24 protein-coding genes are annotated in these 25,409 nt (G+C 69.0%); 16 read left to right on the forward strand and 8 right to left on the reverse strand.

What is annotated here, in order from left to right:
- Positions 1–91: 91 nt before the first annotated feature.
- Genes ACIA49_RS14925 through ACIA49_RS14960 form a run of 8 tightly spaced genes read left to right on the forward strand, consistent with a single transcriptional unit; the run spans position 92 to position 8,952 of the window.
- Positions 92–970 (forward strand): SRPBCC family protein, encoded by an 879-nt coding sequence (locus ACIA49_RS14925; RefSeq protein ID WP_396377701.1) that lies wholly within the window; start codon positions 92–94, stop codon positions 968–970.
- A gap of 6 nt (positions 971–976) precedes the next feature.
- Positions 977–2,287, forward strand: coding sequence for an ArsA family ATPase (locus ACIA49_RS14930; protein WP_396377702.1), 1,311 nt, complete (start codon positions 977–979; stop codon positions 2,285–2,287).
- A complete protein-coding gene (locus tag ACIA49_RS14935; protein ID WP_396377703.1) occupies positions 2,284–2,682 on the forward strand; it encodes a hypothetical protein in 399 nt (132 codons plus the stop codon). Before ACIA49_RS14930 ends, ACIA49_RS14935 begins: the two co-directional genes overlap by 4 nt.
- Positions 2,673–3,647 (forward strand): ROK family glucokinase, encoded by a 975-nt coding sequence (locus ACIA49_RS14940; RefSeq protein WP_396377704.1) that lies wholly within the window; start codon positions 2,673–2,675, stop codon positions 3,645–3,647. The genes ACIA49_RS14935 and ACIA49_RS14940 overlap by 10 nt, the downstream gene beginning before the upstream one ends.
- A gap of 55 nt (positions 3,648–3,702) precedes the next feature.
- Positions 3,703–4,842, forward strand: a complete 1,140-nt coding sequence (locus ACIA49_RS14945) for an ROK family glucokinase (protein ID WP_391542120.1) — start codon at positions 3,703–3,705, stop codon at positions 4,840–4,842.
- The gene (locus tag ACIA49_RS14950) at positions 4,839–5,549 is read left to right on the forward strand and encodes an endonuclease/exonuclease/phosphatase family protein (protein ID WP_396377705.1); all 711 of its coding nucleotides are present in this window, start codon (positions 4,839–4,841) and stop codon (positions 5,547–5,549) included. Before ACIA49_RS14945 ends, ACIA49_RS14950 begins: the two co-directional genes overlap by 4 nt.
- 29 nt (positions 5,550–5,578) lie before the next feature.
- Positions 5,579–7,834 carry a glycosyl hydrolase family 95 catalytic domain-containing protein gene (locus ACIA49_RS14955; protein WP_396377706.1) on the forward strand — a complete coding sequence of 752 codons (2,256 nt, stop codon included), beginning with the start codon at positions 5,579–5,581 and terminating at the stop codon, positions 7,832–7,834.
- Positions 7,835–7,863: 29 nt separating this feature from the next.
- A complete protein-coding gene (locus tag ACIA49_RS14960; RefSeq protein ID WP_396377707.1) occupies positions 7,864–8,952 on the forward strand; it encodes a hypothetical protein in 1,089 nt (362 codons plus the stop codon).
- A gap of 1 nt (position 8,953) precedes the next feature.
- Here ACIA49_RS14960 and ACIA49_RS14965 read toward each other — a convergent pair whose 3' ends face one another.
- From ACIA49_RS14965 to ACIA49_RS14985, 5 genes are read right to left on the reverse strand one after another with little or no spacing between them, the layout of a single operon-like run.
- The gene (locus ACIA49_RS14965) at positions 8,954–9,706 is read right to left on the reverse strand and encodes an enoyl-CoA hydratase-related protein (RefSeq protein WP_396377708.1); all 753 of its coding nucleotides are present in this window, start codon (positions 9,704–9,706) and stop codon (positions 8,954–8,956) included.
- A gap of 16 nt (positions 9,707–9,722) precedes the next feature.
- Positions 9,723–10,181 (reverse strand): YybH family protein, encoded by a 459-nt coding sequence (locus tag ACIA49_RS14970; protein WP_396377709.1) that lies wholly within the window; start codon positions 10,179–10,181, stop codon positions 9,723–9,725.
- Positions 10,182–10,185: 4 nt separating this feature from the next.
- Entirely contained in the window at positions 10,186–11,415 is a 1,230-nt protein-coding gene (locus ACIA49_RS14975) for a TIGR00300 family protein (RefSeq protein ID WP_396377710.1), read from the reverse strand.
- A 53-nt stretch (positions 11,416–11,468) separates the two neighbouring features.
- On the reverse strand, positions 11,469–12,125 hold the full coding sequence (locus ACIA49_RS14980) for a hypothetical protein (RefSeq protein WP_396377711.1): 657 nt from the start codon (positions 12,123–12,125) through the stop codon (positions 11,469–11,471).
- The gene (locus ACIA49_RS14985) at positions 12,118–12,888 is read right to left on the reverse strand and encodes an alpha/beta hydrolase (RefSeq protein ID WP_396377712.1); all 771 of its coding nucleotides are present in this window, start codon (positions 12,886–12,888) and stop codon (positions 12,118–12,120) included. Before ACIA49_RS14985 ends, ACIA49_RS14980 begins: the two co-directional genes overlap by 8 nt.
- Before the next feature lie 300 nt (positions 12,889–13,188).
- Here ACIA49_RS14985 and ACIA49_RS14990 point away from each other — a divergent pair, with 300 nt between their 5' ends.
- Positions 13,189–13,953, forward strand: coding sequence for a lysophospholipid acyltransferase family protein (locus ACIA49_RS14990; RefSeq protein WP_396377713.1), 765 nt, complete (start codon positions 13,189–13,191; stop codon positions 13,951–13,953).
- Here ACIA49_RS14990 and ACIA49_RS14995 read toward each other — a convergent pair.
- Positions 13,920–14,831, reverse strand: coding sequence for a LysR family transcriptional regulator (locus tag ACIA49_RS14995; protein WP_396377714.1), 912 nt, complete (start codon positions 14,829–14,831; stop codon positions 13,920–13,922). The two genes, ACIA49_RS14990 and ACIA49_RS14995, sit on opposite strands and share 34 nt — an antisense overlap.
- Positions 14,832–14,898: 67 nt before the next feature.
- Between ACIA49_RS14995 and ACIA49_RS15000 the strand changes: the two genes are divergently transcribed.
- Genes ACIA49_RS15000 through ACIA49_RS15010 form a run of 3 tightly spaced genes read left to right on the forward strand, consistent with a single transcriptional unit; the run spans position 14,899 to position 16,929 of the window.
- Positions 14,899–15,678, forward strand: a complete 780-nt coding sequence (locus ACIA49_RS15000) for an inositol monophosphatase family protein (RefSeq protein ID WP_396377715.1) — start codon at positions 14,899–14,901, stop codon at positions 15,676–15,678.
- Entirely contained in the window at positions 15,675–16,280 is a 606-nt protein-coding gene (locus tag ACIA49_RS15005; protein ID WP_396377716.1) for an NAD(P)-dependent oxidoreductase, read from the forward strand. Before ACIA49_RS15000 ends, ACIA49_RS15005 begins: the two co-directional genes overlap by 4 nt.
- Positions 16,281–16,308: 28 nt before the next feature.
- Entirely contained in the window at positions 16,309–16,929 is a 621-nt protein-coding gene (locus ACIA49_RS15010) for a DUF4240 domain-containing protein (RefSeq protein ID WP_396377717.1), read from the forward strand.
- A 73-nt stretch (positions 16,930–17,002) separates the two neighbouring features.
- On the opposite strand, the gene ACIA49_RS15015 is transcribed toward ACIA49_RS15010, so the two are convergent.
- Positions 17,003–17,965: a hypothetical protein gene (locus ACIA49_RS15015; RefSeq protein ID WP_396377718.1), complete on the reverse strand. Its 963-nt coding sequence runs from the start codon at positions 17,963–17,965 to the stop codon at positions 17,003–17,005.
- A gap of 378 nt (positions 17,966–18,343) precedes the next feature.
- Here ACIA49_RS15015 and ACIA49_RS15020 point away from each other — a divergent pair, with 378 nt between their 5' ends.
- From ACIA49_RS15020 to ACIA49_RS15035, 4 genes are all read left to right on the forward strand, one after another.
- The gene (locus tag ACIA49_RS15020; protein ID WP_396377719.1) at positions 18,344–19,717 is read left to right on the forward strand and encodes a class II 3-deoxy-7-phosphoheptulonate synthase; all 1,374 of its coding nucleotides are present in this window, start codon (positions 18,344–18,346) and stop codon (positions 19,715–19,717) included.
- Positions 19,714–20,730 (forward strand): threonine aldolase family protein, encoded by a 1,017-nt coding sequence (locus ACIA49_RS15025; protein ID WP_396377720.1) that lies wholly within the window; start codon positions 19,714–19,716, stop codon positions 20,728–20,730. The genes ACIA49_RS15020 and ACIA49_RS15025 overlap by 4 nt, the downstream gene beginning before the upstream one ends.
- Before the next feature lie 452 nt (positions 20,731–21,182).
- Positions 21,183–21,746 (forward strand): NADPH-dependent FMN reductase, encoded by a 564-nt coding sequence (locus tag ACIA49_RS15030; RefSeq protein ID WP_396377721.1) that lies wholly within the window; start codon positions 21,183–21,185, stop codon positions 21,744–21,746.
- 39 nt (positions 21,747–21,785) lie between these two features.
- Positions 21,786–22,763 carry a ribose-phosphate diphosphokinase gene (locus tag ACIA49_RS15035; protein WP_396377722.1) on the forward strand — a complete coding sequence of 326 codons (978 nt, stop codon included), beginning with the start codon at positions 21,786–21,788 and terminating at the stop codon, positions 22,761–22,763.
- Here ACIA49_RS15035 and ACIA49_RS15040 read toward each other — a convergent pair.
- Positions 22,760–25,336: a glycoside hydrolase family 97 catalytic domain-containing protein gene (locus ACIA49_RS15040; protein ID WP_396377723.1), complete on the reverse strand. Its 2,577-nt coding sequence runs from the start codon at positions 25,334–25,336 to the stop codon at positions 22,760–22,762. The genes ACIA49_RS15035 and ACIA49_RS15040 overlap by 4 nt on opposite strands.
- Positions 25,337–25,409: the final 73 nt, after the last annotated feature.

Here is a 25,409-nt window from a genome sequence, read left to right on the forward strand (position 1 = left end):
TCGGTCACGAATTGTCGACTTCCGGCGCACGCTACAGTCACTTACCCGCAAGTAGCCAGGTTTATGTGACCCAGGGAACTAGGTTCTAGTCATGCCCACGCTCGACATCAGTTGCGACGACATGGTCGTTGCTGATCCAGCCTACGTTGCCGAGCGGCTCGGCTCGGACACCCTCTGGCGTGAGTGGTGGCCGGAGCTCACGCTGACCCCGTCCGAGCGGCGTGGTGCGGAGGGTGTGCGGTGGGCTGTCACCGGGGCCGCGATCGGTACGGCGGAGTGGTGGCTGGAGCGGGTTCGCGACGGGGTCGTCGTGCACTGGTACCTGCGGGTCGACCCGGCCCGCCCGGTCCGGGGCCGGGCGCTCACCCGGCTGCGGGAACGGTATGTGACGCAGTACCGGGAGCGGTTGTGGGCGTTCAAGGACGAAGCCGAAACGGGCCGCGCCGCGGGCGAGCGACGTACCGGGGACCAACCCGCGATAGTCTCTCGCTCTGAGCAACTCCCGACGGTGCAGTCCCGGCAGCAAAGAGGTGAATCGATGGCGGAACAGACCACCTCGACCATCGTGGTGAACGCGACCCCCAAAGAGATCATGGCGGTGATCGCGGACTTCGCGGCGTACCCGGAGTGGGCCGACTCGATGCGGGAGACCCAGGTGCTGTCCACCGACGAGGCCGGCCGGCCCAAGCAGGTCCGGTTCAAGGTCGACGCCGGTGCGATCTCCGACGAGTACACGCTGGACTACGTCTGGTCCCGCAACGAGGTGACCTGGACGCTGGTCGAGGCGAAGATGGTCAAGGGCATGGACGGCGCGTACGTCCTGCGAGAGCTCGGTGCGGAGGGTACGGAAGTGACCTACCGGCTGGCGGTCGACATCGCCATCCCGATGATCGGCATGCTCAAGCGCAAGGCCGAGAAGGTCATCATCGACACAGCCCTGAAGGGGCTCAAGAAGCGCGTCGAGTCCTGATCCGACGTGACTCGGGTACTGCTGTACACAGGGAAAGGCGGCGTCGGCAAGACGACGTCGGCCGCGGGGACCGCGACGCTCGCCGCGTTGCGCGGGCTGCGCACGCTGGTGCTGTCCACGGACGCCTCGCACTCGTTGTCGGATGCCTTCGACTCCGAGGTCGGCCAGGAGCCGACCGAGATCGACGACCTGCTGTTCGTCCAGCAGATCGACGCGCAGCGCCGGTTCGAGCGGTCCTGGGGTGACATCCAGGCCTATCTGCGCTCGGTGCTGCACATGGTCGGCGTCGACCCGATCGAGGCCGAGGAGCTGACCGTGCTGCCGGGCGCCGAGGAGGTGCTCGCGCTGCTCGAGGTGCGCGACCACGTCCGGTCCGGGCGCTGGGACGTGATCGTCGTCGACTGTGCGCCGACCGCGGAGACGCTGCGGCTGCTGGCGCTGCCCGACGCGCTCAACTGGTACATGGAGCGGATCTTCAACGCCGAGCGCAAGGTGATGCGGACGTTCCGGCCGTTCCTGAGCCGCTCGTCGAGCATTCCGATGCCGGATGACACCGTCTTCGACGCGCTGCGGCGGTTGCAGAGCGACCTGTCGGACATCCGTGCGCTGCTGGCCGGCCCGGACGCTTCGGTGCGGCTGGTGCTGACGCCGGAGGCCGTGGTGGTCGCGGAGGCTCGCCGTTCGCTCACCCGCTTGTCCTTGTACGGCTACCGAGTCGACGGCGTGGTGGCCAACCGGGTGTTCCCGGCGGCCGGCGCCGACACGTGGCGGCGGCAGTGGGTTGCCGCGCAGCGCGGGATCCTCGAAGAGGTCGCCGACTCGTTCCGGCCGCTGCCGATCTGGGAGTCGCCGTACCGGGTGTGTGAGCCGGTCGGGGTCGAGGAGCTGGCCGCGTTCGCCGTCGAGATGTACGGCGGGGACGACCCGTTCGCGCGGGCGACCGAAGAGACCTCGTTGTGGGTGGATCGGCATATCGACACCGACGGCCGGACGTACACGCTGACGATGCCGTTGCCGCTCGCATCCGCGAGCGAGCTGGAGCTGGCGCGGCATGGCGACGAGCTGATCATCACGGTCGGGTCGTACCGGCGGGTGCTGCCGCTGCCGGCGGCGCTGGCACGTGGTGTGGTGGCTGGGGCTCGGCTGGACGACGGGCGGCTGCAGGTGCGGTTCGCGCCGCGGGAGGTCGCCCGGCCGGTGGAGATTCCCAGTGCGGCGGGACCGTTGGAGTCCGCTTCCGAGCTGGCACAGGGGTTGACGGCCGAGTACCACGCCAAGCAGGAGGCGCGCGAGGCGGCGATCGGGGAGGGCCGATGAGTCCCAAGGAACCGGTGGGGTCACTCGCCGAGGAGGCCGCCCGGCTGTTCGCCGTACTGCAGTCTGCTGCTGACACGCACGCTGGGCCTCCTGCTGCGGAGCCTTCCTCTGAAGAACTACACGAGCACAAGTCGGGGCCGGACTGTGTCTGGTGCCCGGTGTGCCAGCTGATCAACAAGGTGCGCAACACCAGCCCGGAGACGATCGAGCAGCTGTCGACCGCTGCCGCTCATGTGCTCGGCTCGGTGCGGACGTTGCTGGAGTCGGCGGCCGAGGTCGCCCGGCAGAAGCAGGAGGACGCAGCGTCGCGTTCCTCGCAAGCCCAAGACGAGCCGGCCGCACCGCCCACGGTGGACCGGATCGACGTGAGTGAGGACCCCGAACCATGGGACTGACCATCGGCATCGATGTCGGCGGGACGAAGATCGCGGCCGGCGTCGTGGACGCGAACGGCACGATCGGCGCCCGGACACATCGCGACACCCCGGCTGACTCGGTCGACGCGACCGCCGAGGCGATCATCGACGCGGCGGCCGAGCTGATCGCCGCGCACGACGACGTGGAAGCGGTCGGGATCGGTGCGGCCGGGTTCGTGTCGTCGGATCGGTCGACGGTGCTGTTCGCGCCGAACCTGGCCTGGCGGGACGAGCCGCTCGGGGCCCGGGTCGGCGAGAAGCTGAAGATCCCGGTCGTCGTCGAGAACGACGCGAACGCCGCGGCCTGGGGCGAGTTCGCCTTCGGTGCCGCGCGCGAGGCCGAGCACATGGTGTGTGTGACGGTCGGGACCGGTATCGGTGGCGGCGTCGTGATCGACGGGCAGTTGCTCCGGGGTGCGCACGGTGTTGCCGCCGAGCTGGGGCACATGCGCGTCGTACCGGGTGGTCATCGGTGTGGCTGTGGCGCGCGCGGGTGCTGGGAGCAGTACGCCTCCGGTCGCGCGCTGGTGCGTGAGGGACGTGCGCAGGCGGAGTCGGGTTCGCTGTCGGCTGCGCAGATGCTGAGCGTGTGCGGGATCACGGATCCGGCCGAGCTGACCGGGCCGATGATCACCGAGGCCGCTGCCTCGGGTGATCCGTGCGCGGTGGAGCTGCTGGAGGATCTCGGTCGCTGGCTGGGCGAGGGGCTGGCGAGTATCGCGACCCTGTTCGACCCGACCACGGTCGTGATCGGCGGTGGCGTGAGCGCGGCCAAGGAGCTGCTGATGAAGTCGGCACAGGTGGCCTTCGAGAAGAACCTTCCGGCCAAGGCGAACCGGCCGCACCCGACGTTCGGGCTGGCTCAGCTGGGCAACGACGCCGGCCTGATCGGCGCGGCCGACCTGGCGCGCCGCCCGGCCCCGGCCCTCGGGCCGGTCAAGTGATTCAGCCGATGCCGGATACTGGATCTACCGAGGGGGACACGACGAGGAGGCTCGTGTGGCTCTGACGCAGGCTTTGACGATCGGTATCGACATCGGCGGCACCAAGGTCGCCGCCGGGGTGGTCGACCCGGAGGGCAACATCCTGGACCGGCTGCGCCGGGACACGCCGACCAAGGACCCGAAGGAGACCGAGGACGCGATCGCCGAGATCGTGCACGACCTCGAGTCGCGGCACGACGTGATCGCGGTCGGCATCGGTGCGGCCGGCTTCGTCGACGGGACCCGCTCCTCGGTGCTGTTCGCGCCGCACCTCGCCTGGCGGCACGAGCCGCTGCGGGACGCGGTCGAACGACGCCTCGGGCTGCCGGTGGTCGTCGAGAACGACGCGAACGCGGCCGCGTGGTCGGAGTGGCGCTTCGGCGGTGGGCAGGGCGAGAGCCACCTGGTCTGCGTCACGCTGGGTACGGGCATCGGCGGCGCGATCCTGAACGACGGCGCTCTGCAGCGCGGCAAGTTCGGTATCGCGGGCGAGTTCGGTCACATGCAGGTCGTGCCGGGCGGGCATCGCTGCGAGTGCGGTAACCGCGGTTGCTGGGAGCAGTACGCGTCCGGCAACGCGCTGACCCGCGAGGCCCGCGAGCTGGCGCTGTCCGGTTCGCCGGTCGCCCACAACTTGCTGCGAGCCGCCGGTGGCGATCCGCGGAAGATCAACGGGCCGATGGTGACCGAGCTGGCCAAGGACGGCGACCCGGTTGCCGTTGAGCTGCTCGAAGATGTCGGTCGCTGGCTCGGCATCGGCCTGGCCAACCTGGCAGCGGCGCTGGACCCAGGCACCTTCGTGATCGGTGGCGGCGTTTCGGATGCAGGTGAGTTGCTGCTTGCCCCTGCCCGTGAGGCGTTCAAGCGGACACTGACCGGTCGCGGCTTCCGGCCCGAGGCGCGCATCGTGCGCGCGGTGCTCGGACCTGAGGCTGGCATGGTTGGCGCAGCTGACCTGGCTCGCGAAGAAGCCACCTGGCTCCGTCGGGTCCGCGTCAAGACCACCGCTGTCACGGCGAAGACGGCCGCGGCGCGAGGCCGCTCCACCCGAGTGGAGAGGGCAGCCCGCAAGTCCGCGGCCCGTCGTACCGGGTTGCGCGCTGCGACTCCTGATCCTGATCTCCAGTCCGTCGACCTGAACGACTCGGAGGCATGACCGAACCGCATCCGCCCGCTGCGCTGAGGGTCCTCTCCTACAACGTTCATCGGTGGGGTGACGACCGCGAGGCATTGGCGCGGGTGGTGCGGGCCTGTGCTCCCGATGTGATGCTGGTGCAGGAGGCCCCGACCTGGTGGGGGACCCGGCGGAAGCGGCGGGCGATGGCCGCGACCTTCGGGTTGCGGTACATCGCAGCGTCGGCGCGGAACGCGGTGTTGGTTGCCGACAGCATCGATCTGGTCCAGCCGTTGCACTGGCGGATCTGGCGGCCGTTCGTGCGACGGCGGTTGCGGTTCATTGCGACTCAGCTGCCCGGCGGCGCGGTCGGTGGGCGGGTGACGGTGGGATCGGCCCAGGTGGCGTTGGTGGTGTGCCATCTGGGGCTGCACCTTCTTGGCCGGCAGCATGAGCTGGATCAGGTCCTGCGCGGCTGCCGCTCCTTCGGTACGCCGTTCCTGCTGGTGGGTGATCTCAACGAGACGCCCGACGGGCCGGTGTGGAAGCGGTTGGCCGAGGAAGGGCTGGTCGACCTCGGGGCGGATGCCGGGCCGACGTTCAGTTCGTCGGATCCGCAGCGGCGGATCGACGGCGCTTTGCTGACGCCAGGGGTTCGCGGCCGGGTGCTGCCGATCCCGGCCTCAGTGGCTGGTGACCTGCCGAAGGCCTCTGATCACCTTCCCCTCTTGATCGAGCTGCACCTCTGAGACATAGGATCTCTCGCATGGTGAATCCGGTGAGCAGCTTGCGCTACGACCGTCCGGCCGGGGAGTGGGTGGAGGCGTTGCCGCTGGGCAACGGCCGGATCGGGGTGATGTGCTTCGGCCGCCCCGGTACCGAGCGGCTCGCGCTTAACGACGAGACGCTGTGGTCCGGCAGCCCGGAGACCCAGCGAGTGCTCTCGCAGCCCAAGGGTGCGGTCGGATCACAGGCCCTGCAGGCGGTTCGGGATGCGGTGGCAGCGGGTGATGTACGGCGGGCCGAGGAGCTGGCCACCGGATTCCAGGCAGGCCACTCGCAGGCGTATCTGCCGTTGGGTGATCTGCTGCTCGACTACACGGTCAGTGGCGAGGCGACGTCGTACCGGCGGGAGCTGGACCTGGAGGCGGCGGTCGCTACGGTCGAGTATGAGATCGGAGGTCTGACGCTGCGGCAGGAGGCGTTCGTCAGTCACCCGGCGGGTGTGCTCGTGGTCCGCGTGACAGCTTCGGGGCCGATCGGGGTCACCGCTCGGCTGACCTCGCAGCTGCAGTCTTCGGAGGTCGAGCACGGGCTGTTGATTCAGGCGCCGGCCGACGTGGCGCCGCCGCATCGCGAGGGCGTGGAGGCGGTGCGCTACTCCGATGGGCCTGATCGCGGGATGGCTGCTGCTGTTGCGCTCCGCAGCGTCAACACGAACGCGACTGAGTTCACCTTCGTCCTGTCGACCGCGACCGGGTACGACGGTCCTGCTATTGCGCCGACGAGCACCCGCGAGGAGTGCTTCGCCGAGGCGGACGTGCGTGTGCAGGCCGCGCTCGCTCGTGGGTACGACGATCTGCTGGCCGAGCATGTGGCCGACTACCGCGGTCTCTACCGCCGTTCGACGCTTGATCTTCCCGCGACCGACGCTGCTGTGCTGCCGACTAATGAGCGGCTGGCGCACAACGACGATCCGGCGCTGGCCGCGCTGATCTACAACTACGGCCGCTACCTGATGATCGCGAGCTCGCGACCCGGCGGTCTGCCGACCACCCTGCAGGGCATCTGGAACGACATTCTGCAGCCGCCGTGGAGCTCCAACTACACGGTCAACATCAACACCGAGATGAACTACTGGCCGGCCGAGACCACCAACCTCTCCGAGTGCCACGAACCACTGCTCACGTATCTCGGTCACCTCGCCACGGCCGGCCGCCGTACGGCGTCTGAGCGCTATGACGCGGCGGGTTGGGTCGCGCACCACAACGCCGACGCGTGGTGCTGGACGGTCCCGGTCGACGGCAACCCGAAGTGGTCCAACTGGCCGATGGCCGGCACGTGGCTGGTCCGGCATCTGTGGGATCACTACGCGTTCACCGGCGACCGCGACTTCCTCGAGCAGGCGTGGCCGGTGTTGCGCGGGGCTGCGGAGTTCTGCCTGGACTGGCTGACCGAGCTGCCCGACGGAAGCCTCGGTACGTCGCCTTCGACCTCGCCCGAGAACGAGTTCGTCGCGGCGGACGGGGAGCCGGCGTCGGTCACGGTCTCGTCGACGATGGATCTCGCGCTGATCGCCGACCTGTTCGACCAGTGTGTCGAGACTGCCTCGGTGCTCGGACTGACCGACGTACTGGTGGATCAGTTCGCGGCGGCGCGGAAGCGGATCCCGGATCCGTCGATCGGCAGCCGGGGACAGTTGCAGGAGTGGGCCGCTGATCTGCCTGAGCAGGAGCCGCACCACCGGCACATGTCGCACCTGATCGGTCTGCATCCCGGCGACCTCATCACCCCGGACAGCACGCCCGAACTCGCGGCCGCGGCCACCCGGACGATGGACCTCCGCGGCGACGAGGCGACCGGCTGGTCATTGGCCTGGAAGATCAACCTGCGCGCGCGACTCCGCGATGGTGCGGCTGCGCACCGACTCGTGCGCGCGTTCCTGACCTTGGCCGACGACACCGAGACCGACTACGTCGGCAGCGGCGCGGGCGTCTACGCGAATCTGCTGTGCGCGCACCCGCCGTTCCAGATCGACGGCAATTTCGGCGCCACCGCCGGGATCGCCGAAATGCTCCTCCAGAGCCACACCGGTTCACTCGAGCTCTTCCCGGCTCTGCCCGCGGAGTGGCCGACCGGCAGCATCACCGGCCTCCGCGCCCGCGGTGGGGTCACCGTCGACCTCACCTGGTCACCGGAGGGCCGCGAGGTGATCCTCACCGCCGACCACGATCAGGACCGCGTCATCCGGTACGGCGACGCCCGCACGCCGGTGGCTCTGGTGGCTGGAGCGGCACACCGGATCAGCCTCTGAAGGACCGGGCGGCTGCCATAATCGCTTGAATGGCGAAGCGCGTGACGCGGGCTTGGCGGGACCATCGGGCCGGCTATCTCCGCCGGCCCGACCTCGAGTCGGAGCCGGCCCGGATCGTCACCGGCGCCAAGGCCTGTTCGCGTCTACTCGCGATCGGTGCCGGGCTCTGTCTGGCTACGATCGCGGGCCGGTTGTTCGCCGGCAGCGCTGAGTTGTCCCTCGGTGCCGTCCACCTGCCGCTCGGGTTCGCCTGGGTGGGGCTGCTGGCGATCACGGTGGCGCACGCCTTTACCGGGGCCTTCCTTGCCGAGCGCATCACGAAGTACCTCCCGTACCTGCACCTGCCGGGCCAGGCACTGCAGGTGTTCCGCGACGTCACGAGCAGCGGGAATCCCTTCGTCTTCGGGCTGCGTTCCCGTGCACTTCCGCGACGGCCTGGCGGCCGCTACCACCCGATGAGCCTGCGCGATCCGTCGGCCTGGGTGGCTTACGGCGCGGCCGCGATCCTGCTACTCGCGGTGTTGCCCTGGCATCTGGAGGCCGGCCGGATCAGCTGGAGCGGCGGCGTTTCGGGCTGGGGCCAGGTGGTGCTGGCGGTCGTTCTCCTCGCCGTGAACTGGTGGGCCGGTTCGGTCTGGATGGTTTCGCTGTCCCGGCTGCATTACCTGGGCACCGAACTTCGCGATCTCCGCACCGGACCGCTCGGACGTGACGAGGTCCGCCGCCTGCTCCGGCCTCTCGAGCCCGCCGAGGTCGCGGCGTTCACCGAACCTGACCTCTACCGGCTCGCGAACCTGCTGGAGCGCTTCGCCGAGCGACCCTTGCCGCGGGCCGACGTCCGCGACTGCATCGGTTCGCATCCCGAAGCCCGCAAGCGCTTCGCCTGGGCGCGGTCCCGGCCCAACGGTCTGTGTACAGACCATTCTCGGCTGATCGAGGCCACCTATCGGCTCGTTGCCGCGGCCGGTCTTCCTATGGTTCTGGCTGATGTGCCCAACGTGCTGTGGGCCCACCGGTCCGCCGAGTACGAGTCCCCCGAGCGCCTGGCCGAGCGCATGGTCTTCCGCCGCCGGGGCCGTCGACCCAAGCGCGACAGATGGTGGAACTTCGTGTCTTAGCTCAGCTCTTCTTCTTACGGTTCAGGAAGGCGAGCATCGCTTCCTGGGCCGCGGGGGAGCCGAACAGGGAGGCCGACAGTTCGGCCAGCTCGGTGCCGCGGGCGTCGATGTCGGCGAGGAGTTCGCGGTTGAGCAGCTTCTTGGTCTCGCGAAGACCCTGGGGTACGCCGAGGAGGACGGACTCGACCATGGACTCGAGGACCTCGTCGAGCTCGTCGTCGGCGACGGTGAGCGTGACCAGGCCGAGCCGGGCCGCCTCAACTCCCTCGAAGCCGTTGCCCGTCAGGAACGTGTACGCCGCCGCGCGGTCGGTCAGGCGGGGAAGCACGGTCAGCGAGATCGTCGCTGCCGCGAGTCCAAGACGCACCTCGGTCAGCGCGAACGTCGTACTGGCCGCGGCCACGCTGATGTCGGCCGCGGCGACGATGCCGATGCCGCCGGCCCGGACCGGTCCGGCGACGCGGGCCACCACCGGCTTGGGGTTGGCGACGATCGCGCGCTGGACGTCGACCATCCGCTGTGCGCCGACACCCATGCCGACACTGGTCGCCTCGGACATGTCCGCGCCGGAGCAGAACACGTCGAGGGCCGACCGGATCACGATCACCCGGACCGCGTCGTCGCCGGCCGCGCTCTCCAGGTGCTCGAGCAGTTCGCCGGTGAGCTGCTGGGAGAGCGCGTTCTTGTTGTGCGGCGAATCCAGGGTCAGCGTCGCGACGCCGTCGGTCACGGTCAGGTGCACAAGCTCGGTCATAGGGCCATCCAAGCAGCTAAGGGGTGGTCGGCGGGGCGGCCAGCGGGTCCGCATGCCGGTGGACCAGCTTCCAGTCGCCATCCTCGACCCTGAACACCATCGTCACCCGCAGTTCGTGACGATGCTCACCCGGGCGATCGACGTACCGGACCGTGCAGCGCTCGATCGCGACCGTGTACGCCGAGTCCGGGCCGACGTGCTGATCCAGGTACTCGAACTCGACCTTCGCGCCGCTGGGGGCGAACTGGGCCGAGGCCCATTCGTAGCGCGGGCCGACCTGCGACCAGCCGGTCTCGCGGCCCCCGAACCCACCGAAGATCGAGCTCACCTCGCTGCGCGACACCAGCGGCATCCACCGCGAGACATCGCCGTTCACGAACGCGGAGTTGGCCTCTTCGAACTCGCGTAAGAACACTGTGAACTCGTGCAGGAACGCCGTGAACCGGTCCGGTCGCGCTGCGGAGTCTTGAGTCACCCGGCTATTTTGCCTCGGCGTACGACGGGCTGAGCTCGCGGGCCAGGTGCTCGACGAACAGGCCGACGTCGGTGACGATGCCGCGGGCCTGGGACGAGCCCCGGTCGGCGAGCTTGGTGACGGTGGCCGGGTTGATGTCCACGCAGGTCAGCGGGATGGAAGCGGGCAGAATGTTGCCGGTAGCAACCGAATGCAGCATGGTCGCGGCCATCAGGCAGTAGCCGACGCCGGCCAGCTCGTTGCGCATCGCGCGCTGGCCGTCGAGGACGTCGGTGTAGACGTCCGGCAGCGGGCCGTCGTCGCGGACCGAACCGACCAGCACGAACTTCTTGCCCTGCTTGACCAGTGCGTGCATGACGCCCGAGGTGAGCACGCCCTGCTCGACCGCGGCCGCGATCGAACCGGCCTTGCGGACCGTGTTGATCGCGCGGATGTGGTGCTCGTGCCCGTGCTCGACCCCCCGACCACGGGCCAGGTCGACACCGAGCGACGTACCGTAGAGGGACGACTCGATGTCGTGGGTGGCCAGCGCGTTCCCGGCGAACAGGACGTCGACGAACCCGGCCTCGACCAGCGCGACCATCGCCGGCGCGGCGCCCGTGTGCACGATGCCGGGACCACCGACCCACAGCACCTTCAGGCCGTTGGCCTTCGCCTCGCGCATGCCGTCCGCGACCTGCTTGACCAGGACCCGCTGCGGTTTCTCGCTGGAGACTTCGGACTCCATGAAGCCGAAGGCCTCTTCGGTGTTCGCGACGATCGGCGGGGTCACCTTGACGCCCTGCGCGCTGGAGATGATCCGCATCCCGGCCTTCACGTCGGACATCGGGATCGTCCGGACGGTCTCGCCCTCGACGAGCAGACCGCAGTCCATCTCCGGGTTCCGGACGGCGACCCAGTGGCCGTTGAGGCGGACGCTCGTCGGCAGGTTCGTGGTGGAGTAGAAGCCGTCCGGGAAGACGCCGTCCCGGGTCACCTCGGTGATCTCCGGCGTCCCGGGATCGACCAGGTTCGCGCCCTTGGTCTGGATCCGCATCAGCAGCCGCTGCAGCGACTCTTCGTCGTCCGCGCCGACCGTCATCCGGACCGTCGACGGGTCGTCCTTGTCGTAGCCGAGGTCGAACTTGTCCAGCGTGTACTCACCGCCGTACCCGCGGATGTCGTCGAGCACCCGGGAGAGCAGCCCGGAGTCCATCAGGTGGCCGGTGATCTCGACCGTCTCGCTGACCTGCACGGGTGTACCTCCCTCGGCAAACCGTCGGATTGTCCGACGATCCGCACTCTAGCTCACACGACCGCCCCGTCGTCGGGGGTGTCGTCCTGGGCCGGGCGGTCCTTCATCCGGATCACCAGGGTCAGGAAGCCGCCGATGAAACCGGCGACCGCGACCGCGGTGATCCGGCGGTCGCCGAAGTCGAGGACCGCGGCCAGGATCAGCAGGATCGGCCCGCCGAGGGCGCCGAGCCAGGCGAGCCGGCTGGGCCAGTCCAGCTTCGGGCCGCGCGGGGGCTCCGGCGGGACGAAGTGGTCGTGCGGGTCGTCGGCAGGCCGCTTGGGGCGGGCCTCAGGCTCGTCCTCCGGCTCGTCGCCGACGATCAGACCGGCCGGTACGTCGATCAGCGGTTCGTACTTCTCGTCCACGTCCTCGCTGACCGGCCACCGCGGGACCGGCGTCTCACCGCCGTCGTGGCCGGGCGCGGACGGCGCATTGAACTGCTCGACCAGCGACTTCCACTCCGCGTCCTCGGTCGCGCGCGCGATCACCGGGCGGGCCTGCTCGAGCTGGTCGGCGTCGACGAACAGCTCGTCCGGTACGTCGTCGGAGCTCTCGCAGTACGCCGCGATGCCGGCCGTGGCGAGGGCGGCCAGGACCGGCTCGGCGACCAGGGTGTCGATCCGGCCGAACGAGGTGTACTCCGCGGCGGTCAGGCCGTTGTCACGCATCGGCGGGACCGGTCACGCGCGCAATGAAGGCTGCGCTGTCCTCGAAGATCTTCGGGGCGTCGTTGTCCAGAGTGGCCACGTGGTAGCTGTTCTCGAGCAGGGTCTCGGTCACGTCGCGGGACGACACGGCAGCCAGCACGTTGCGCGCCGAGCTCGCCTCCACCACATGATCGACAGTACTCCGGAACAACAGCAGCGGCTGGGTGACCTTGGCCAGATCCGCCCGGGTCACCTTCCACAGCTGCGACAGCGAGAGCATCGCCTTCAGCGGCATCCGGGAGTACCCGTGCTCGTCGACGCCCGGCTTCTTGATGTCGTTCGCGATCGGGGGGAAGGACGGGATCACCTTGGCGAGGACCGGCAGCAGCGCGGCCCGCTTGTCCTCGGTGCTGACCGACGGGTTCACCAGCACCAGACCGGCGATGTCCGCCCCGTGCTCCTCGGCCAGCCGCAGCGCCAGGCAGCCACCCATCGACAGGCCGGCCACGACGACCTGGTCATGCTCCTTGCGCAGCCTCGCCAGCTCGTTGTCGAGTACGGCGTACCAGTCCTGCCAGGTGGTGCGGTTGGCTTCCTGCCAGGTGGTTCCGTGCCCGGGCAGCCGCGGCACGGCCACGCCGTACCCGAGGGCGGCCAGATGCTCACCCCAGGGGCGCATCGAGTACGGCGTACCGGTGAATCCGTGGCTCAACAGGACGCCGACGGCGGCGTTCGCGCCGGTCCCGGCACTGCGGAACTCCTCCGCGTGGACTTGCACTGGCACGGTCGACTCCTCGCCCGGTCGTGGGGTTCCTCACACGCGGCATCCAGCGGTGGCCTCGAGCCCCCACCCAGCCGCGGGATCAATGGTCGCATCTGGACCACGTCCAGTCTGCATCCAGATGACAACACGGTGAGCAACGTGGGCATTCCTGGCGGTGACATTGCCTGAGGGGGAAGCTGGAACGTAGTCTCCGCACCGGCGGGCACTGGTGCCGGCGACGGTACGGGCGGACCATGAACGGGTACCGTCATGCTGTATCTGTGATGGACGGTGTCGGGCGAGTGACGGAGGTCGAGGCGGATGCTGTACCTGCTCATCAGACAGTTCATCGTTGCGCCATTCGTGAAGCTCTTCTTCCGGCCGAAGGTGACCGGGCTGAGCCACATCCCGACCGATGGCCCGGCGCTGCTGGTCAGCAACCACCTGGCGTTCTCCGACTCGATCTTCCTGCCGGTCGCGGTGCCCCGGCAGATCGTCTTCCCGGCCAAGTCGGAGTACTTCACCGCGCCCGGGCTCAAGGGCAAGCTGATGGCGACCTTCTTCCGGTCCATCGGCCAGATCCCGATCGACCGCTCCGGCGGGCGGGCCTCGCTGGCCGCGCTGAACACCGGCCTGGACATCCTGAAGAAGGGTCAGCTGTTCGGGATCTACCCCGAGGGCACCCGCTCACCCGACGGCCGCCTGTACAAGGGCAAGACCGGCGTGGCCCGGATGGCGATCGTCGCCGGTGTCCCGGTGATCCCGGTCGCGATGATCGACACCCACAAGCTGCAGCCCCCGGGCTCGGTGCTGCCGAAGATCTGGCGGCGTGAGCCGGGCAAGCTGTTCCCGCGGATGAACCGTCCCGGTGTCGCCGTCGGCGAGCCGCTGGACTTCTCGCGTTACGAGGGCATGGAGCGCGACCGCTTCGTGCTGCGCTCGGTCACCGACGAGATCATGTACGCGCTGATGGACCTGTCCGGCCAGGAGTACGTCGACATGTACGCCGACAAGGCCAAGGAACTGATCAAGGCCGGCGAGTCGGTCGACGATCACCTGCGGCTGGGCGACACCAAGGCTTCCTGACCTCCTAGTACGGCGCGCGCCTGGTCCCGCAGCCACGCGTGACCCGGATCGCCGTCGTACCGCTGGTGCCAGGCGAGCCGGATCGGGATCGCCGGTACGGCGAGCGGTAGCGGCAGCGCGACCAGCCCGAAGTCGACGAGGTTGGTGACCTCGGGGAGTGTCACCACGAGGTCGCTCAGGCGCACCAACTGGAGCGCTGCGGCGACGGTCGGCGACGCCACGACCACCTCACGCCGCAGACCTGCCTCCGCAAGGACGTCGTCGATCGGATCGACCAGGCGGCCACGCCGTGACACGGTGACGTGCTCGGCAGCGGCGTACCGCTGAGCCGTCAGCTCGCCGGTGGTCAGCGGATGCTCAGCCCGTACGGCGACCACCAGGCGGCCCTCGCCGACCAGCTCATGCCGGATCTCCGGCAGCTGGGGTACTCCAGCGCCGGCTTCGAGGTCCACCTCGCCGCGACGCAGCTCGTGGGTGTCCGAGCTGGCCTCCGGCAGGAACCTCAGCCGTACGCCGGGCGCCTGCGCGCGAACTGCGGTGAGCAGCGCGGGCGCATAGGCCACGGTCAGAGCGTCGTGCCAGCGCAGCGTGAAGGTCCGTTCGAGGGTGGCGAGATCGACGCTGCGGTCCGGCGACAGCAGCACCTGAGCCTGGTGGACGAGCTCGTGGACGCGGGCGTGCAGGGCGACCGCGTGCGGGGTCGCCGTCATCGAGCGGCCGGTCCGGACCAGGATCTGATCGCCGGTCGCCCTCCGGATCCTTCCGAGTGTCCGGCTCATCGCCGGCGGCGTCACGTGCAGCCGCTCGGCGGCTCCCGCCACGCTGCCTTCCTCGAGCAGTGCGTCGAGCGCGGTGAGGAGGTTCAGATCCAAGTGCATATGAGTAATGCTAAACCTATCAAGGTTGCACTTGATGTTATGTATTGGCGCTTCTAGCGTCGAAGCCATGAACCTCATCGAAACCATCACCGAAAACCTCCGGCCCGCCGCCGCCGTGCTGCGCGACCGTTTTGATGTCAACGCCCGCCCGGCCGACGGGGCCGCGATCGTCGATGCGATCTACGCGAACGACGACGCCGTACTGGCTGTTCTGAAGGAGCCGCTGCTCGCCGCCCGGCCGGGTGCGGGCTGGGTCGAGGACGAGCTCGAGGGTGGCGAGCTGCCGCCTGGCGAGTGGTGGGTCGTCGACCCGGTCGAGGGGAACATCAACGCCATCCACGGCATGCCCGAGTGGGGGATCAGCGTCACGCTGGTGCGCGACAACGAGCCGGTGCTGACCGTCGTACACCTGCCGCTCACCGGCCAGACCTACACCGCGATTGCTGGGGAGGGCGCGTATCTCGACGGGCAGCGGCTCACCGTCTCCGCCAAGACCGACCTGGGCGCCGCTCTGGTCGCCACGGGGCAGGCCAAGCCGGGGGAGACCGAGGAAACCTTCCGCCTGATCGGGCGCAGCGTGACCGCGATGCTGATCGGTGCCCTGATCGTGCGGGTCTCGGTACCGGCCACGCTGCCGTTGATCCAGGTCGCGGCCGGTCACCTGGACGCGTTCTGGCAGTACTCCGATGTGCGGTCCGGACTGCTCGCCGGGGCGTTGCTGGTGCGGGAGGCCGGTGGCACGGTGACCGATCTCGCGGGCAAGCCCTGGAGCCTCACCAGCACCGACTTCATCGCTTCGGCTCCGGGTGTGCATCAGGCGGCGCTCGACGTACTGGCGGCGTCGTGAAGATCGCAGTCCTCGGCGCGACCGGCCAGACCGGGCGGCTGGTGGTCGACCAGGCGGTGGAGCGCGGGCACGAGGTGTTTGCCCTGGTACGACGGCCGGCCGCGGCACCGTGGTCCGGCGGAGTGCACGTGGTGCAGGCGGACGTCGAGGTGCCCGAGACCGTCCTTGCTGCTGTCGCCGACATGGATGTGGTGATCAGCGCGCTCGGGGTCGTGAAGGGGCAGGACCCTCGGATTCTCAGTGATGGCGCGGCTGTGGTCGCCTCCTCTGGCAAGCGGGTGGTCTGGCTGGGGGCGCTCGGTGCGGGCGCGACCACCGGCAAGCTCGGCGGCCTGAACGACTGGCTGTTGCGGAAGGTGCTGAGCGACTGGGAGGCCAAGGGGCTCGCGGACGATGCAGTGCTGGCCGCGGGTGGAACCGTGGTGGCATCGGGCGTGCTGACCAATCGGCCCTACCGCGGTGACGGGCGGTTGGTCAGCGCAAGCGGCTTCCGGCGCAGCCTGCCGCCGCTGTCACCACGGGCCGGCATCGCGGCGCTGATGGTGGCCGAGGCCGAGCATCCCGTTTTCGTCGGGGAAGTGGGAATCGCACTGTTCGGATGACCCGCTCGGGTACGTAATCATGGGCGCCATGGATCGACAGGGGTTTTGGGACACGATCGCCCGGGCGCGTGCGTCGGTCGAGGACACGTACGGCGACACCGAGGAGTTCGCGGAGGCCCTGACCGACGTACTGGCCGAGCTCGAGCCGGCCGAGATCGCTGCCTTCGACCGCGAGTTCCAGCAGTTGCAGGCGGAGTCGTACCGCATCGACCTCTGGGCGGCGGCGTACCTGATCTGTGGCGGCGCCTCCGACGACGCCTTCGACTACTTCCGCGCCTGGCTGGTCGCCCAAGGCCGCCCCGCCTGGGACTCCACCCTCACCAGCCCCGACTCCCTGGCCAACCTCCTCGACCCCACCATCGACGCCGACTTCGACGGTGAGCTGGTCCTGTACGCCGCCCCCACCGCCCACGAACGCGTCACCAACTCCCCACTCCCGCCCACCCCCACCCAGGCCGCCGTACCGGCCGGCGACCCCTTCGACTTCGACGACGACACCGAGCTCGAATCCCGCCTACCCCGCCTCCACGCCGCCATCGAATCCCTAGAAGCCGACCCCGAAGACGACCCCGAAGAAGAAGACGACGACGACCCCGAAGACGAGGACCACCCCACCCCCTACGGCGACGCCTGGACCCCCCGCCGCTGACCCTCCCATCGCTGAGTAGTCGAGTGGGGAGTTGATTGGGCCGGTCAGGGCTGAAATCCACCCCACTCTGGGGTCAGGCTCCGATTGGACAGGTGGGTGAGCAGGGGTGGGGGCGGCCGGGCCAGCCTCGGAATTGCAGGGCCGCGGCGACCTGCGCGGCGGCCTCGCACGGCCGGCTCACTAGTTGGTAGCCGAAGCGCAGCGTTAGTTTGCCGCTGGTCGCGGCAGCGTTGTCCCGGCTCATGTCGCGCCATCGGCTGATCGGATCCAGGTGCCCGACCTGACCGTCGAGCTCGACGACGACCCCGTACGGCTCATGCTCAGTATCGCGGTAGATCGTCCCGCCGCTCCCGGACACACGCACCTGACGAGTCGCGCGCGGAAGCCCATGAGCCCGCTCGACCCGCTGCAGATAAGTACGCTCCAGCACAGAATGGACCCCTTCCGCCGCGTCCATCAGGATCTGCCGGAGGAACTGGCGACCCGGGAGCCGGGCAAGGGAGTCCAGCTCGGTCAGAAGCCGCGCCGGGGTGGTACGGCGCTGCCGGCATGCGTCGAGGAGCACAGAGGCCCGTCGGAACGCGTCGCGAGACGAGCCCGCGGTCATGAGCAGTGCTGCTTCCAGTCGCATCATCGGCGGTTCGCGCGCCTCCAGAACCAATGCCTCGAAGTCGCGGTGCCGAGTCACGCGGACGCCCGGTCGAGGGTCAAGTCGCCGCGCGTGCGGCACGGCGAGATGGATTTGATCATCCCGCCAATCGCCTTCGACGCCGAAGCGGCGAAGAGACGTCTCCCCGGCCAATGCAGCGTCCGGCCCGCAGCTGAGCCAGGCTGCCCACATCCGCGTCTCCCACGGCAGAGGTCCGGTGAAGTCGGCGTACACGCCGGAACGCACCCGCTGCAACTGCCGCGCCCGACACCTCCCCTGCAGCACCTTCTCGCTGACTCCGTGGGCCAGCGCCTGCGTCCTGCTGAACGCCCCCGCCTGCCGACCCCGCAACTCCCCAAACCTGTTCGACACCTCGTCGTCCCCCACCAGCGCATCCCTCCCGTCGGCAACCTGTCGCCAAGAAGATGCACCCCTCACCCCCCGTCTCGTTCCCCTCATCTCCCACCTGTGGACAACTCCCCAAACCGGTTCGGGGAGCCCACACATCGGCCGCCACCGCTCCGGGGAGGATCCAGGACGGGTTCAGGGGGTGGATCCTCCCCAAACGCGATCTGGGAAGGGTCCAGCCCTCCCCAAACCGGTTTGGGGAGGGGCGGATGGGTGCGTTGGTTTGGGGAGGATCCGGGACGGATTCGGGGGGTGGATCCACCCCGAAGCGGTTTGGGGAGGAGGGAGGGAGGACGGGGGGAGGGTGTGAGTGAGACGGGAGTGCGGGGGGTGGTGGGGCTCGAATAGGGTTGGGGTATGCAATTCGCGACGTTGAGTGCCGGTGAAGTGCCTGGGGTTCCGAGTCTGGACGAGCTGCGGGGGCTGAAGCCGCTGCAGCAGCCGGAGTGGCCTGATCCGGTGGCGTTGGAGCAGGTGATCGCGGAGCTGCGGACGTTGCCGCCGCTGGTGTTCGCCGGTGAGTGTGACGACCTGACGACCAAGATCGGTGCGGTGGCGCGGGGTGAGGCGTTCCTGCTGCAGGGTGGGGACTGCGCGGAGACGTTCGACGGGGTGACCGCGGAGAACATCCGGGCCAAGCTCCGGGTGCTGCTGCAGATGTCCGTCGTGCTGCAGTACGCCGCGAGCGTGCCGGTCGTGAAGGTCGGGCGGATTGCCGGGCAGTACGCGAAGCCACGCAGTTCGGGTGAGGAGACTCGGGACGGCGTGACGCTGCCGTCGTACCGGGGTGATGCCGTCAACGGGCTGGAGTTCACGCCCGAGGCGCGGATCCCGGACCCGCGCCGGCTGCGCGGGGTGTACAACGCGGCCGCCGCGACGCTGAACCTGACGCGCGCGTTCACCACGGGTGGGTACGCCGACCTGCACCAGGTGCACGCCTGGAACACCGACTTCGTGAAGTCGTCGCCGGTCGGGCGGCGGTACGAGCAGCTGGCGACCGAGATCGAGCGCGCGCTCGCGTTCATGCGGGCGTGTGGCGCGACGGCCGACGAGTTCCGGACCGTTGATTTCTACGCGTCGCACGAGGCGCTCATCCTCGAGTACGAACACGCGCTGACCCGGATCGACTCGCGCACCGAGCAGCCGTACGACGTCGGCGGTCACCTGCTGTGGGTGGGGGAGCGGACGCGTCAGCTGGACGGCGCGCACATCGAGTTCCTGTCGTCGCTGTCGAACCCGCTGGGCGTGAAGATCGGCCCGACCACGACGCCGGAGTACATCCGGGCGCTGATCGACAAGCTGAACCCGAAGGGCATCGAGGGCCGGTTGACCTTCATCACCCGGATGGGCGCGGGCAAGATCCGCGACGGGCTGCCGCCGCTGCTGGAGGCTGTGCGCGACCACGGTTCGCCGGTCGCGTGGGTCTGCGACCCGATGCACGGCAACACCTTCGAGACTCCGAACGGGTACAAGACCCGCAGCTTCGACGCGGTCATGGACGAGGTCCAGGGCTTCTTCGACGCGCACGAGCAGGTCGGCACCTGGCCGGGCGGCATGCACATCGAGCTGACCGGTGACGACGTCACCGAGTGCGTCGGCGGCGGTGAGGCGCTGGTCGCCGAGGACCTCGCCAACCGGTACGAGACGGCCTGCGACCCGCGGCTGAACCGGCACCAGTCGCTTGAGCTCGCGTTCCTGGTCGCCGAGCGGCTGCGGGCTGCACGGGCATGATCGACCTGCGGTCGGACACTGTCACCCGGCCGTCGGCGGGGATGCTGGCGGCGATGACGAGCGCTCCGCTCGGTGACGACGTGTACGGCGAGGACCCGACGGCCAACCAGCTCGAGGAGACCGTCGCCGGGCTGCTCGGTCATGAGGCCGGGCTCTTCACGGTCACGGGTTCACTCGCGAATCTCCTCGGCGTACGGGCTCTGGTCCCGCGCGGCGGGGAGTTGCTGTGTGAGGCGAGCGCTCATGTGGTGCGTGCCGAGCTGGGCGCGCACGCCGCCGTCAACGGCATCACCACGCGCACGTGGATCGGGCCTACCGACCTCACGCAGGTCGAGGCGTTGATCGCGCCCGACCTCGGCCCGTACTTCGTCACCACCTCGGCCGTCTCGGTCGAGAACACGCACAACTTCGGTGGTGGCGCGATCCAGCGCGGGTACGACGCCCTGGCCGACGAACTCGAATCCCGCAGCATCCCGCTCCACCTCGACGGCGCACGGTTGTGGAACGCCGCCGTCGCCACCGGCCGCACACCCGCCTCGTACGCCGGTCGCGCAGCGGCCGCGAGTGTCTGCCTCTCCAAGGGCCTGGGTGCACCGGTCGGTTCCGTGCTCGTCGGTTCCACCGAACTGATTCGCGAGGCCCGGGTCTGGCGCAAGCGACTCGGTGCGGGCTGGCGACAGGCCGGCGTACTGGCTGCTGCTGGTCTGTACGCGCTGGAGCACAACATCGACCGCCTCGCCGAAGACCACGCCAACGCCCGCCTGATCGCCGAAGCCCTCGCCGACGCGGCCCCCGGCTCGGTCAAACCCGACCAGGTGGACACCAACATCGTCGTCGCCGACCTCGCCGCCACCGGCAAGTCGGTCCCCGAGGTAGTAGCCGCCGCCCGCACCAAAGGCGTCCTCGTCAGCGGCATCGGCGCCACCCAGCTCCGAGTAGTCACCCACCTGGACGCCTCCACCGCGGACTGCCGCACCGCCGCCAACCTCCTGGCCCGCCTCCTCACCACCTGACCCGTCCCGACCAGCCCCCTCCGGACCGGCCGGCCTGCGGACCTTCGCCATTTGGTGGGTCAACCCAGCAGGTTGTGGGTTCTGCACTCGCATGCGGGTCCAGAACCCACCATCTCGTGGGTGAACCCACGAGATGGCGGGTGGCTTGCCCCTCGAGGTGGGTGGGTTGCCCCAGGCAAATGTGAGTGGGCAACCCTCCATTTCAAGGGATGTCCCTTGAGTTGGAGGGTTGTGGCGGAGGAGGGGAGTCCAGCGGGTGGCTTGCCCCTCGAGGTGGTGGGTTGCCCCAGGGAGATGTGAGTGGGCAACCCTCCAGTTGAAGGGATGTCCCTTGAGTTGGAGGGTTGTGGCGGGGGGACGGGAGTCCAGCGGTTGGTTGGGCGGGGGAGGGGCGGTGGGTGGTTGGGGTGGGGTGGTGCGGGGTGGGAGGTGGTTTATGTTTCAATTGTTCTATGACTGACTTGGACATTCTGGGGATCTCGGGCTCGTTGCGGGGCGGCTCGCTCAACACGGCGTTGCTGCGGGCGGCGCAGAAGCATGCGCCGGCGGGGGTGACGATCGACCTGTACGACGGGTTGGCGGGGCTGCCGTACTACGACGGGGACCTGGATACCGAGGAGGCGTTGCCTGCTCAGGTGCGGGCGTTGCGGGAGCGGATTCATGCGGCGGACGGGGTGCTGTTCGCGACTCCGGAGTACAACTACTCGATTCCGGGCGGGCTGAAGAACCTGATCGACTGGGCGTCGCGGCCGTCGGCGACGTCGTCGTTGCTGCACAAGCCGGTGGCGATCATGGGGGCGGCGCCGACGAACTTCGGTACGGTCCGGGCGCAGCTGGCGTTGCGGCAGGTGTTCGTCTGGACGCACTCCGATGTCGTGGTGAAGCCCGAGGTGATGGCGTTCCGGGCGCACGAGCGGTTCGACGAGGCCGGGAACCTGGTCGACGACGACACCATCAAGCTGGTCACCTCGCTCGTGGACGCCCTCGCCGACAAGATCCGGACGGCGGCCAAGTAGGCTTCGCTGTGTCGTAGTCGGCAGCGTTCGGGGAGAGCCGTGCGAGAGATCGTCGTGTTCAGCGGAAATGCCCACACCGAGTTCGCGGAGCGGATCTGCGCCGATCTGGGCGTTGCGCTCTCGCCGGTGGAGATCCATCGATTCAGCAATGACTGCCTGCAGGCGCAGTTGCAGGCGAACTGCCGGCAGCGCGACGTCTACATCGTGCAGCCGTTGGTGCCGCCGACGCAGGAGCACCTGATGGAGCTGCTGCTGATGATCGACGCCGCCCGCGGCGCCTCGGCGCAGCAGATCACCGCGGTGATGCCGCACTACGCGTACGCGCGGTCGGACAAGAAGGACGCATCCCGGATCTCGATCGGCGGTCGGCTGGTGGCCGACCTGCTGGTCGCGGCCGGGGTCGACCGGGTACTCACGATGGCGCTGCACGCTCCCCAGGTGCACGGGTTCTTCTCCGTACCGGTCGACCACCTGACGGCGATCGGCGTACTGGCTGATCATTTCCGCGGCCGCGACCTCAGCGACACGGTCGTGGTCAGCCCGGACCTCGGTGCTGCGAAGACCGCGACCCAGTTCGCCCGGCTGCTCGGGCTGCCGGTGGCGGCGGGCAGCAAGCAGCGGCTGGCCGACGACCGGGTCGTGATCGACGCGATCGTCGGTGACGTGACCGGGAAGCGGGCGATCGTGCTCGACGACGAGATCGCCACCGGTGGTTCGATCATCGAGCTGCTCGACCGGCTGAAGGAGCGTGGTGTCACCGAGGCCGCGATCGCTTGTACGCACGGTCTGTTCGCCGGGAAGGCCGTCGAGCGGTTGCGGTCGCATCCGCTGATCACCGAGGTGATCAGCACGGACACGGTCCCGCGGCCCGACGGCTTCCCCGAGCTGCAGGTCAGCTCGGTGGCCGGCCTGTTCGCCGAGGCGATCAAGCGGATCCACGGTGGCGAGTCGGTCAGCAGTCTCTTCGACGGCGTCGACCCGACCCACGGGCCGCCGCAGCCGAAGCTGCCCTTCTAAGGCCTACAGGTCAGCGCGGCCAGCCCCCAATCGGCGTGGTCGGAGTTCTTACCGTTGCCACCGTCCGTGGTGGCGAGGGTGAGTCGCTTGATCCCGGTGACATCGAGGTCGAGCAAAGTTGCTGCGCCGCGCCGGATGACCGGCGTACTGGCGAGGGTTCGGCCGTCACCGGTGACCACGAACGTGACCGAACCTTCGTCGGTCGTGACGTCGTCGTCCACGCCGACCTCGGCGACGAACCGGGTGCAGGCTGATCCCAGCCAAGTGGTCAACGAGCTGGCCGCATGGGATCCGATGCCCTTGGCATAGGTCTTCCCGCCGATCGTCAACGTCGCCGGCGGGTTCTCGCCGCCATGGCTGTGATCGCGTTGTTGCGGTCGTCCGAAGCCGTTGGTCTCGTCCGTCCAGGGAAGATCACTCACGTACGTCGATCCGCGCGGCGGCAGCGGTTCCGCGAAGATCCGCGCGGCATCCGCGGAGTAGATCCTCCGTCCGTCCGGCGCCGTGTAGTTGCCGCCGACAATGAGATCCAGATCACCCCGGACGCCGTTGGGTCCGAGCGTGAGTGTCCACGACCCGCTCACGCTTTCGCCGTTGCGGAGCAGGCTCTTGCGGACCGGCTTGCCCGACAACGACCACCCAGCCGGTACGTCGGGAGCCAGCACGAGATCGCGGACCGGACCACCGGTTCGTGCCACGAAGATGCCTTGGACCTTGACCGTCGCGCCGGTGGTAACCGTGGTCGGCGTTGCGTCCACGAGGACCGTCGTACTGGGTGCGACCTGGTGTGGTTGGTCGCAGGTCGTCCGGCCGGTTTTGTAGGGGCAGACCTGCAGAACGAAGCCTCCGTGCTCGGCGGTGTTGATCGTGAGCTGATCCTCGCTGGTCCGGACGCTGCTCGACCGCGCCAAGGTAGGCCCGTTGTCGGTGATCGTCTCGACCAGCCATCGGCCGCTGCTCAGGAACGACAGCGGTACGGCGACCGCTCCCGCCGTACCGGAACTGATTCCGCCGACGAACCAGGTGGTTCCGTTGCGCCGGGCAATCACCGCTTGCTCACCTGGTGCACCGGAGACCAGTCGGGTCTCATCCCATGCCGTCGGCAACTGACCCAGGAAGCGGGCGCCTTCGGGTTGGGAGGCGAGCTCTTCGGGGGAGCTGACGATGTGCGTCCAGCCGGATTCGTACACCACGGGCAGTGCCAGCTCGTGGGCGTTGGAGGTCTGCGGTTTGGCGCTGGCGAAGCGGGTCGGCGTGTAGTCCATCGAGCCGATCACGTTGCGGGTGAAGGGCAGGATCGTGTTCCGGGTCGCGTTCAGCCCGTTCTCCTCGCCGCGGACGCCTTCCATCGTCATCAGGTGCGGCCAGGTCCGGGCCAGGCCGTGCGGCACGGTCGAGCCGTGGAAGTTGATCATCAGGTGGCGGCGCGCGGTGTCGGCCAGGATCGCGTCGTACCACTGGTAGCGGGCCTGGGTGTCGGACTCCATGAAGTCGACCTTGATCCCCTTGATGCCCCAGGCAACGAGTTTCGGGAGCCAGTCGTCGCGCTGCGCCTGGGTCTCCAGATTCGTCCAGTGGAACCAGACGAGTACCTCGACGCCACGCGCCCGTGCGTACCGGGTCAGGGCCGGCAGCCAGGCCGGGCTCCAGCCTTCGTCGACAAGGACGTATTTGAGGTTGTTCTTCGCCGCGGAGTCGACATAGTCCTTCTGTCGTTCGAAGTCGCGGGGGCTGGAGTTCTCGGCCAGCCAGGACCACGAGGACAGGCCGGGCTTGATCCAGCTGGTGTCGGTGAACCGCGCGGGGTCGGCCAGGTCGTCCACCAGGGTGGACCCGGTCACGGTCGCGAGGTCGCCGACGATCATGGTCCGCCAAGCGGTTGCCGTGGTCACCACCTCCGGGTCGGCCAGCTGTACGTCGTACCGGCTGGAGCCCTGGGTGTGCGTGAGGCGCGCGCCGGAGTAGCGACCGTCGAGTCCGGATTCGGCCAGCAGCGCGTAGGTGCTGCCGGTGCGGAAGAGCGCGGGGTGGCCGAACTGCCCGGTGGGTGCGGTCGAGGCGGTGGCCTGGGCGTGCTCGTTCTCGTGCTGCGGACTGTATGGCTGCAGCCAGCTGGTCGCGGCGGGCGCCAACTCGTAACCGCCGGTCTCACGCTGCACGGTTACGGGCCCCGGTAGTTCGTACCGGAAGCCGACCCCGTCATCCGACACCCGGACAACGAGCGTGAACGACCCGCTGGCGTTGCCGAAAGTCAGCCGACTCTCTTCCTGTACGACGGTGCGCTGCCGCTGCTTGCCGGTCGTCATCGTGTACGACGTGCGCACGGGCCGATGGCTCTCGGCGCGCAAGGTCAGATCCTTCGACAGGTCACCGGTGGTGGTGATCAGGCCGAGGTCGGCGACTTCGACCGCGTCAATGGGTCCGCTGCGGACCTTGAGCCGGAGCGTGCCGGCGGACGACTCGACGGTCGCGGCGACGGAACCGACGCCGGGGAGCGTCCAGGAAGTGGCCGTAACCGCTGGGAGCGTGGGGATGAGGAGGGCGGTGCTGAGAACGAGGGCGAGACGGGACATGGGCGGTCCTCACGATCGTTGGAAACGATCCCAAGGCTAGCCGAGTTCAAGAGTGTTCGTCGCGAAGATGCCT

The sequence above is a fragment of the Kribbella sp. NPDC051587 genome, from assembly GCF_044453945.1.
Classification (GTDB): Bacteria; Actinomycetota; Actinomycetes; order Propionibacteriales; family Kribbellaceae; genus Kribbella.

Bases quoted from the DNA above. Each gene is read 5' to 3' on its own strand.
- ACIA49_RS14925 (WP_396377701.1), top strand. From the start codon at position 92: ATGCCCACGCTCGACATCAGTTGCGACGACATGGTCGTTGCTGATCCA.
- ACIA49_RS14935 (WP_396377703.1), top strand. From the start codon at position 2,284: ATGAGTCCCAAGGAACCGGTGGGGTCACTCGCCGAGGAGGCCGCCCGG.
- ACIA49_RS14940 (WP_396377704.1), top strand. From the start codon at position 2,673: ATGGGACTGACCATCGGCATCGATGTCGGCGGGACGAAGATCGCGGCC.
- ACIA49_RS14950 (WP_396377705.1), top strand. From the start codon at position 4,839: ATGACCGAACCGCATCCGCCCGCTGCGCTGAGGGTCCTCTCCTACAAC.
- ACIA49_RS14960 (WP_396377707.1), top strand. From the start codon at position 7,864: ATGGCGAAGCGCGTGACGCGGGCTTGGCGGGACCATCGGGCCGGCTAT.
- ACIA49_RS14965 (WP_396377708.1), bottom strand. From the start codon at position 9,706: ATGACCGAGCTTGTGCACCTGACCGTGACCGACGGCGTCGCGACGCTG.
- ACIA49_RS14980 (WP_396377711.1), bottom strand. From the start codon at position 12,125: ATGCGTGACAACGGCCTGACCGCCGCGGAGTACACCTCGTTCGGCCGG.
- ACIA49_RS14990 (WP_396377713.1), top strand. From the start codon at position 13,189: ATGCTGTACCTGCTCATCAGACAGTTCATCGTTGCGCCATTCGTGAAG.
- ACIA49_RS14995 (WP_396377714.1), bottom strand. From the start codon at position 14,831: ATGCACTTGGATCTGAACCTCCTCACCGCGCTCGACGCACTGCTCGAG.
- ACIA49_RS15000 (WP_396377715.1), top strand. From the start codon at position 14,899: ATGAACCTCATCGAAACCATCACCGAAAACCTCCGGCCCGCCGCCGCC.
- ACIA49_RS15010 (WP_396377717.1), top strand. From the start codon at position 16,309: ATGGATCGACAGGGGTTTTGGGACACGATCGCCCGGGCGCGTGCGTCG.
- ACIA49_RS15020 (WP_396377719.1), top strand. From the start codon at position 18,344: ATGCAATTCGCGACGTTGAGTGCCGGTGAAGTGCCTGGGGTTCCGAGT.
- ACIA49_RS15025 (WP_396377720.1), top strand. From the start codon at position 19,714: ATGATCGACCTGCGGTCGGACACTGTCACCCGGCCGTCGGCGGGGATG.
- ACIA49_RS15030 (WP_396377721.1), top strand. From the start codon at position 21,183: ATGACTGACTTGGACATTCTGGGGATCTCGGGCTCGTTGCGGGGCGGC.
- ACIA49_RS15040 (WP_396377723.1), bottom strand. From the start codon at position 25,336: ATGTCCCGTCTCGCCCTCGTTCTCAGCACCGCCCTCCTCATCCCCACG.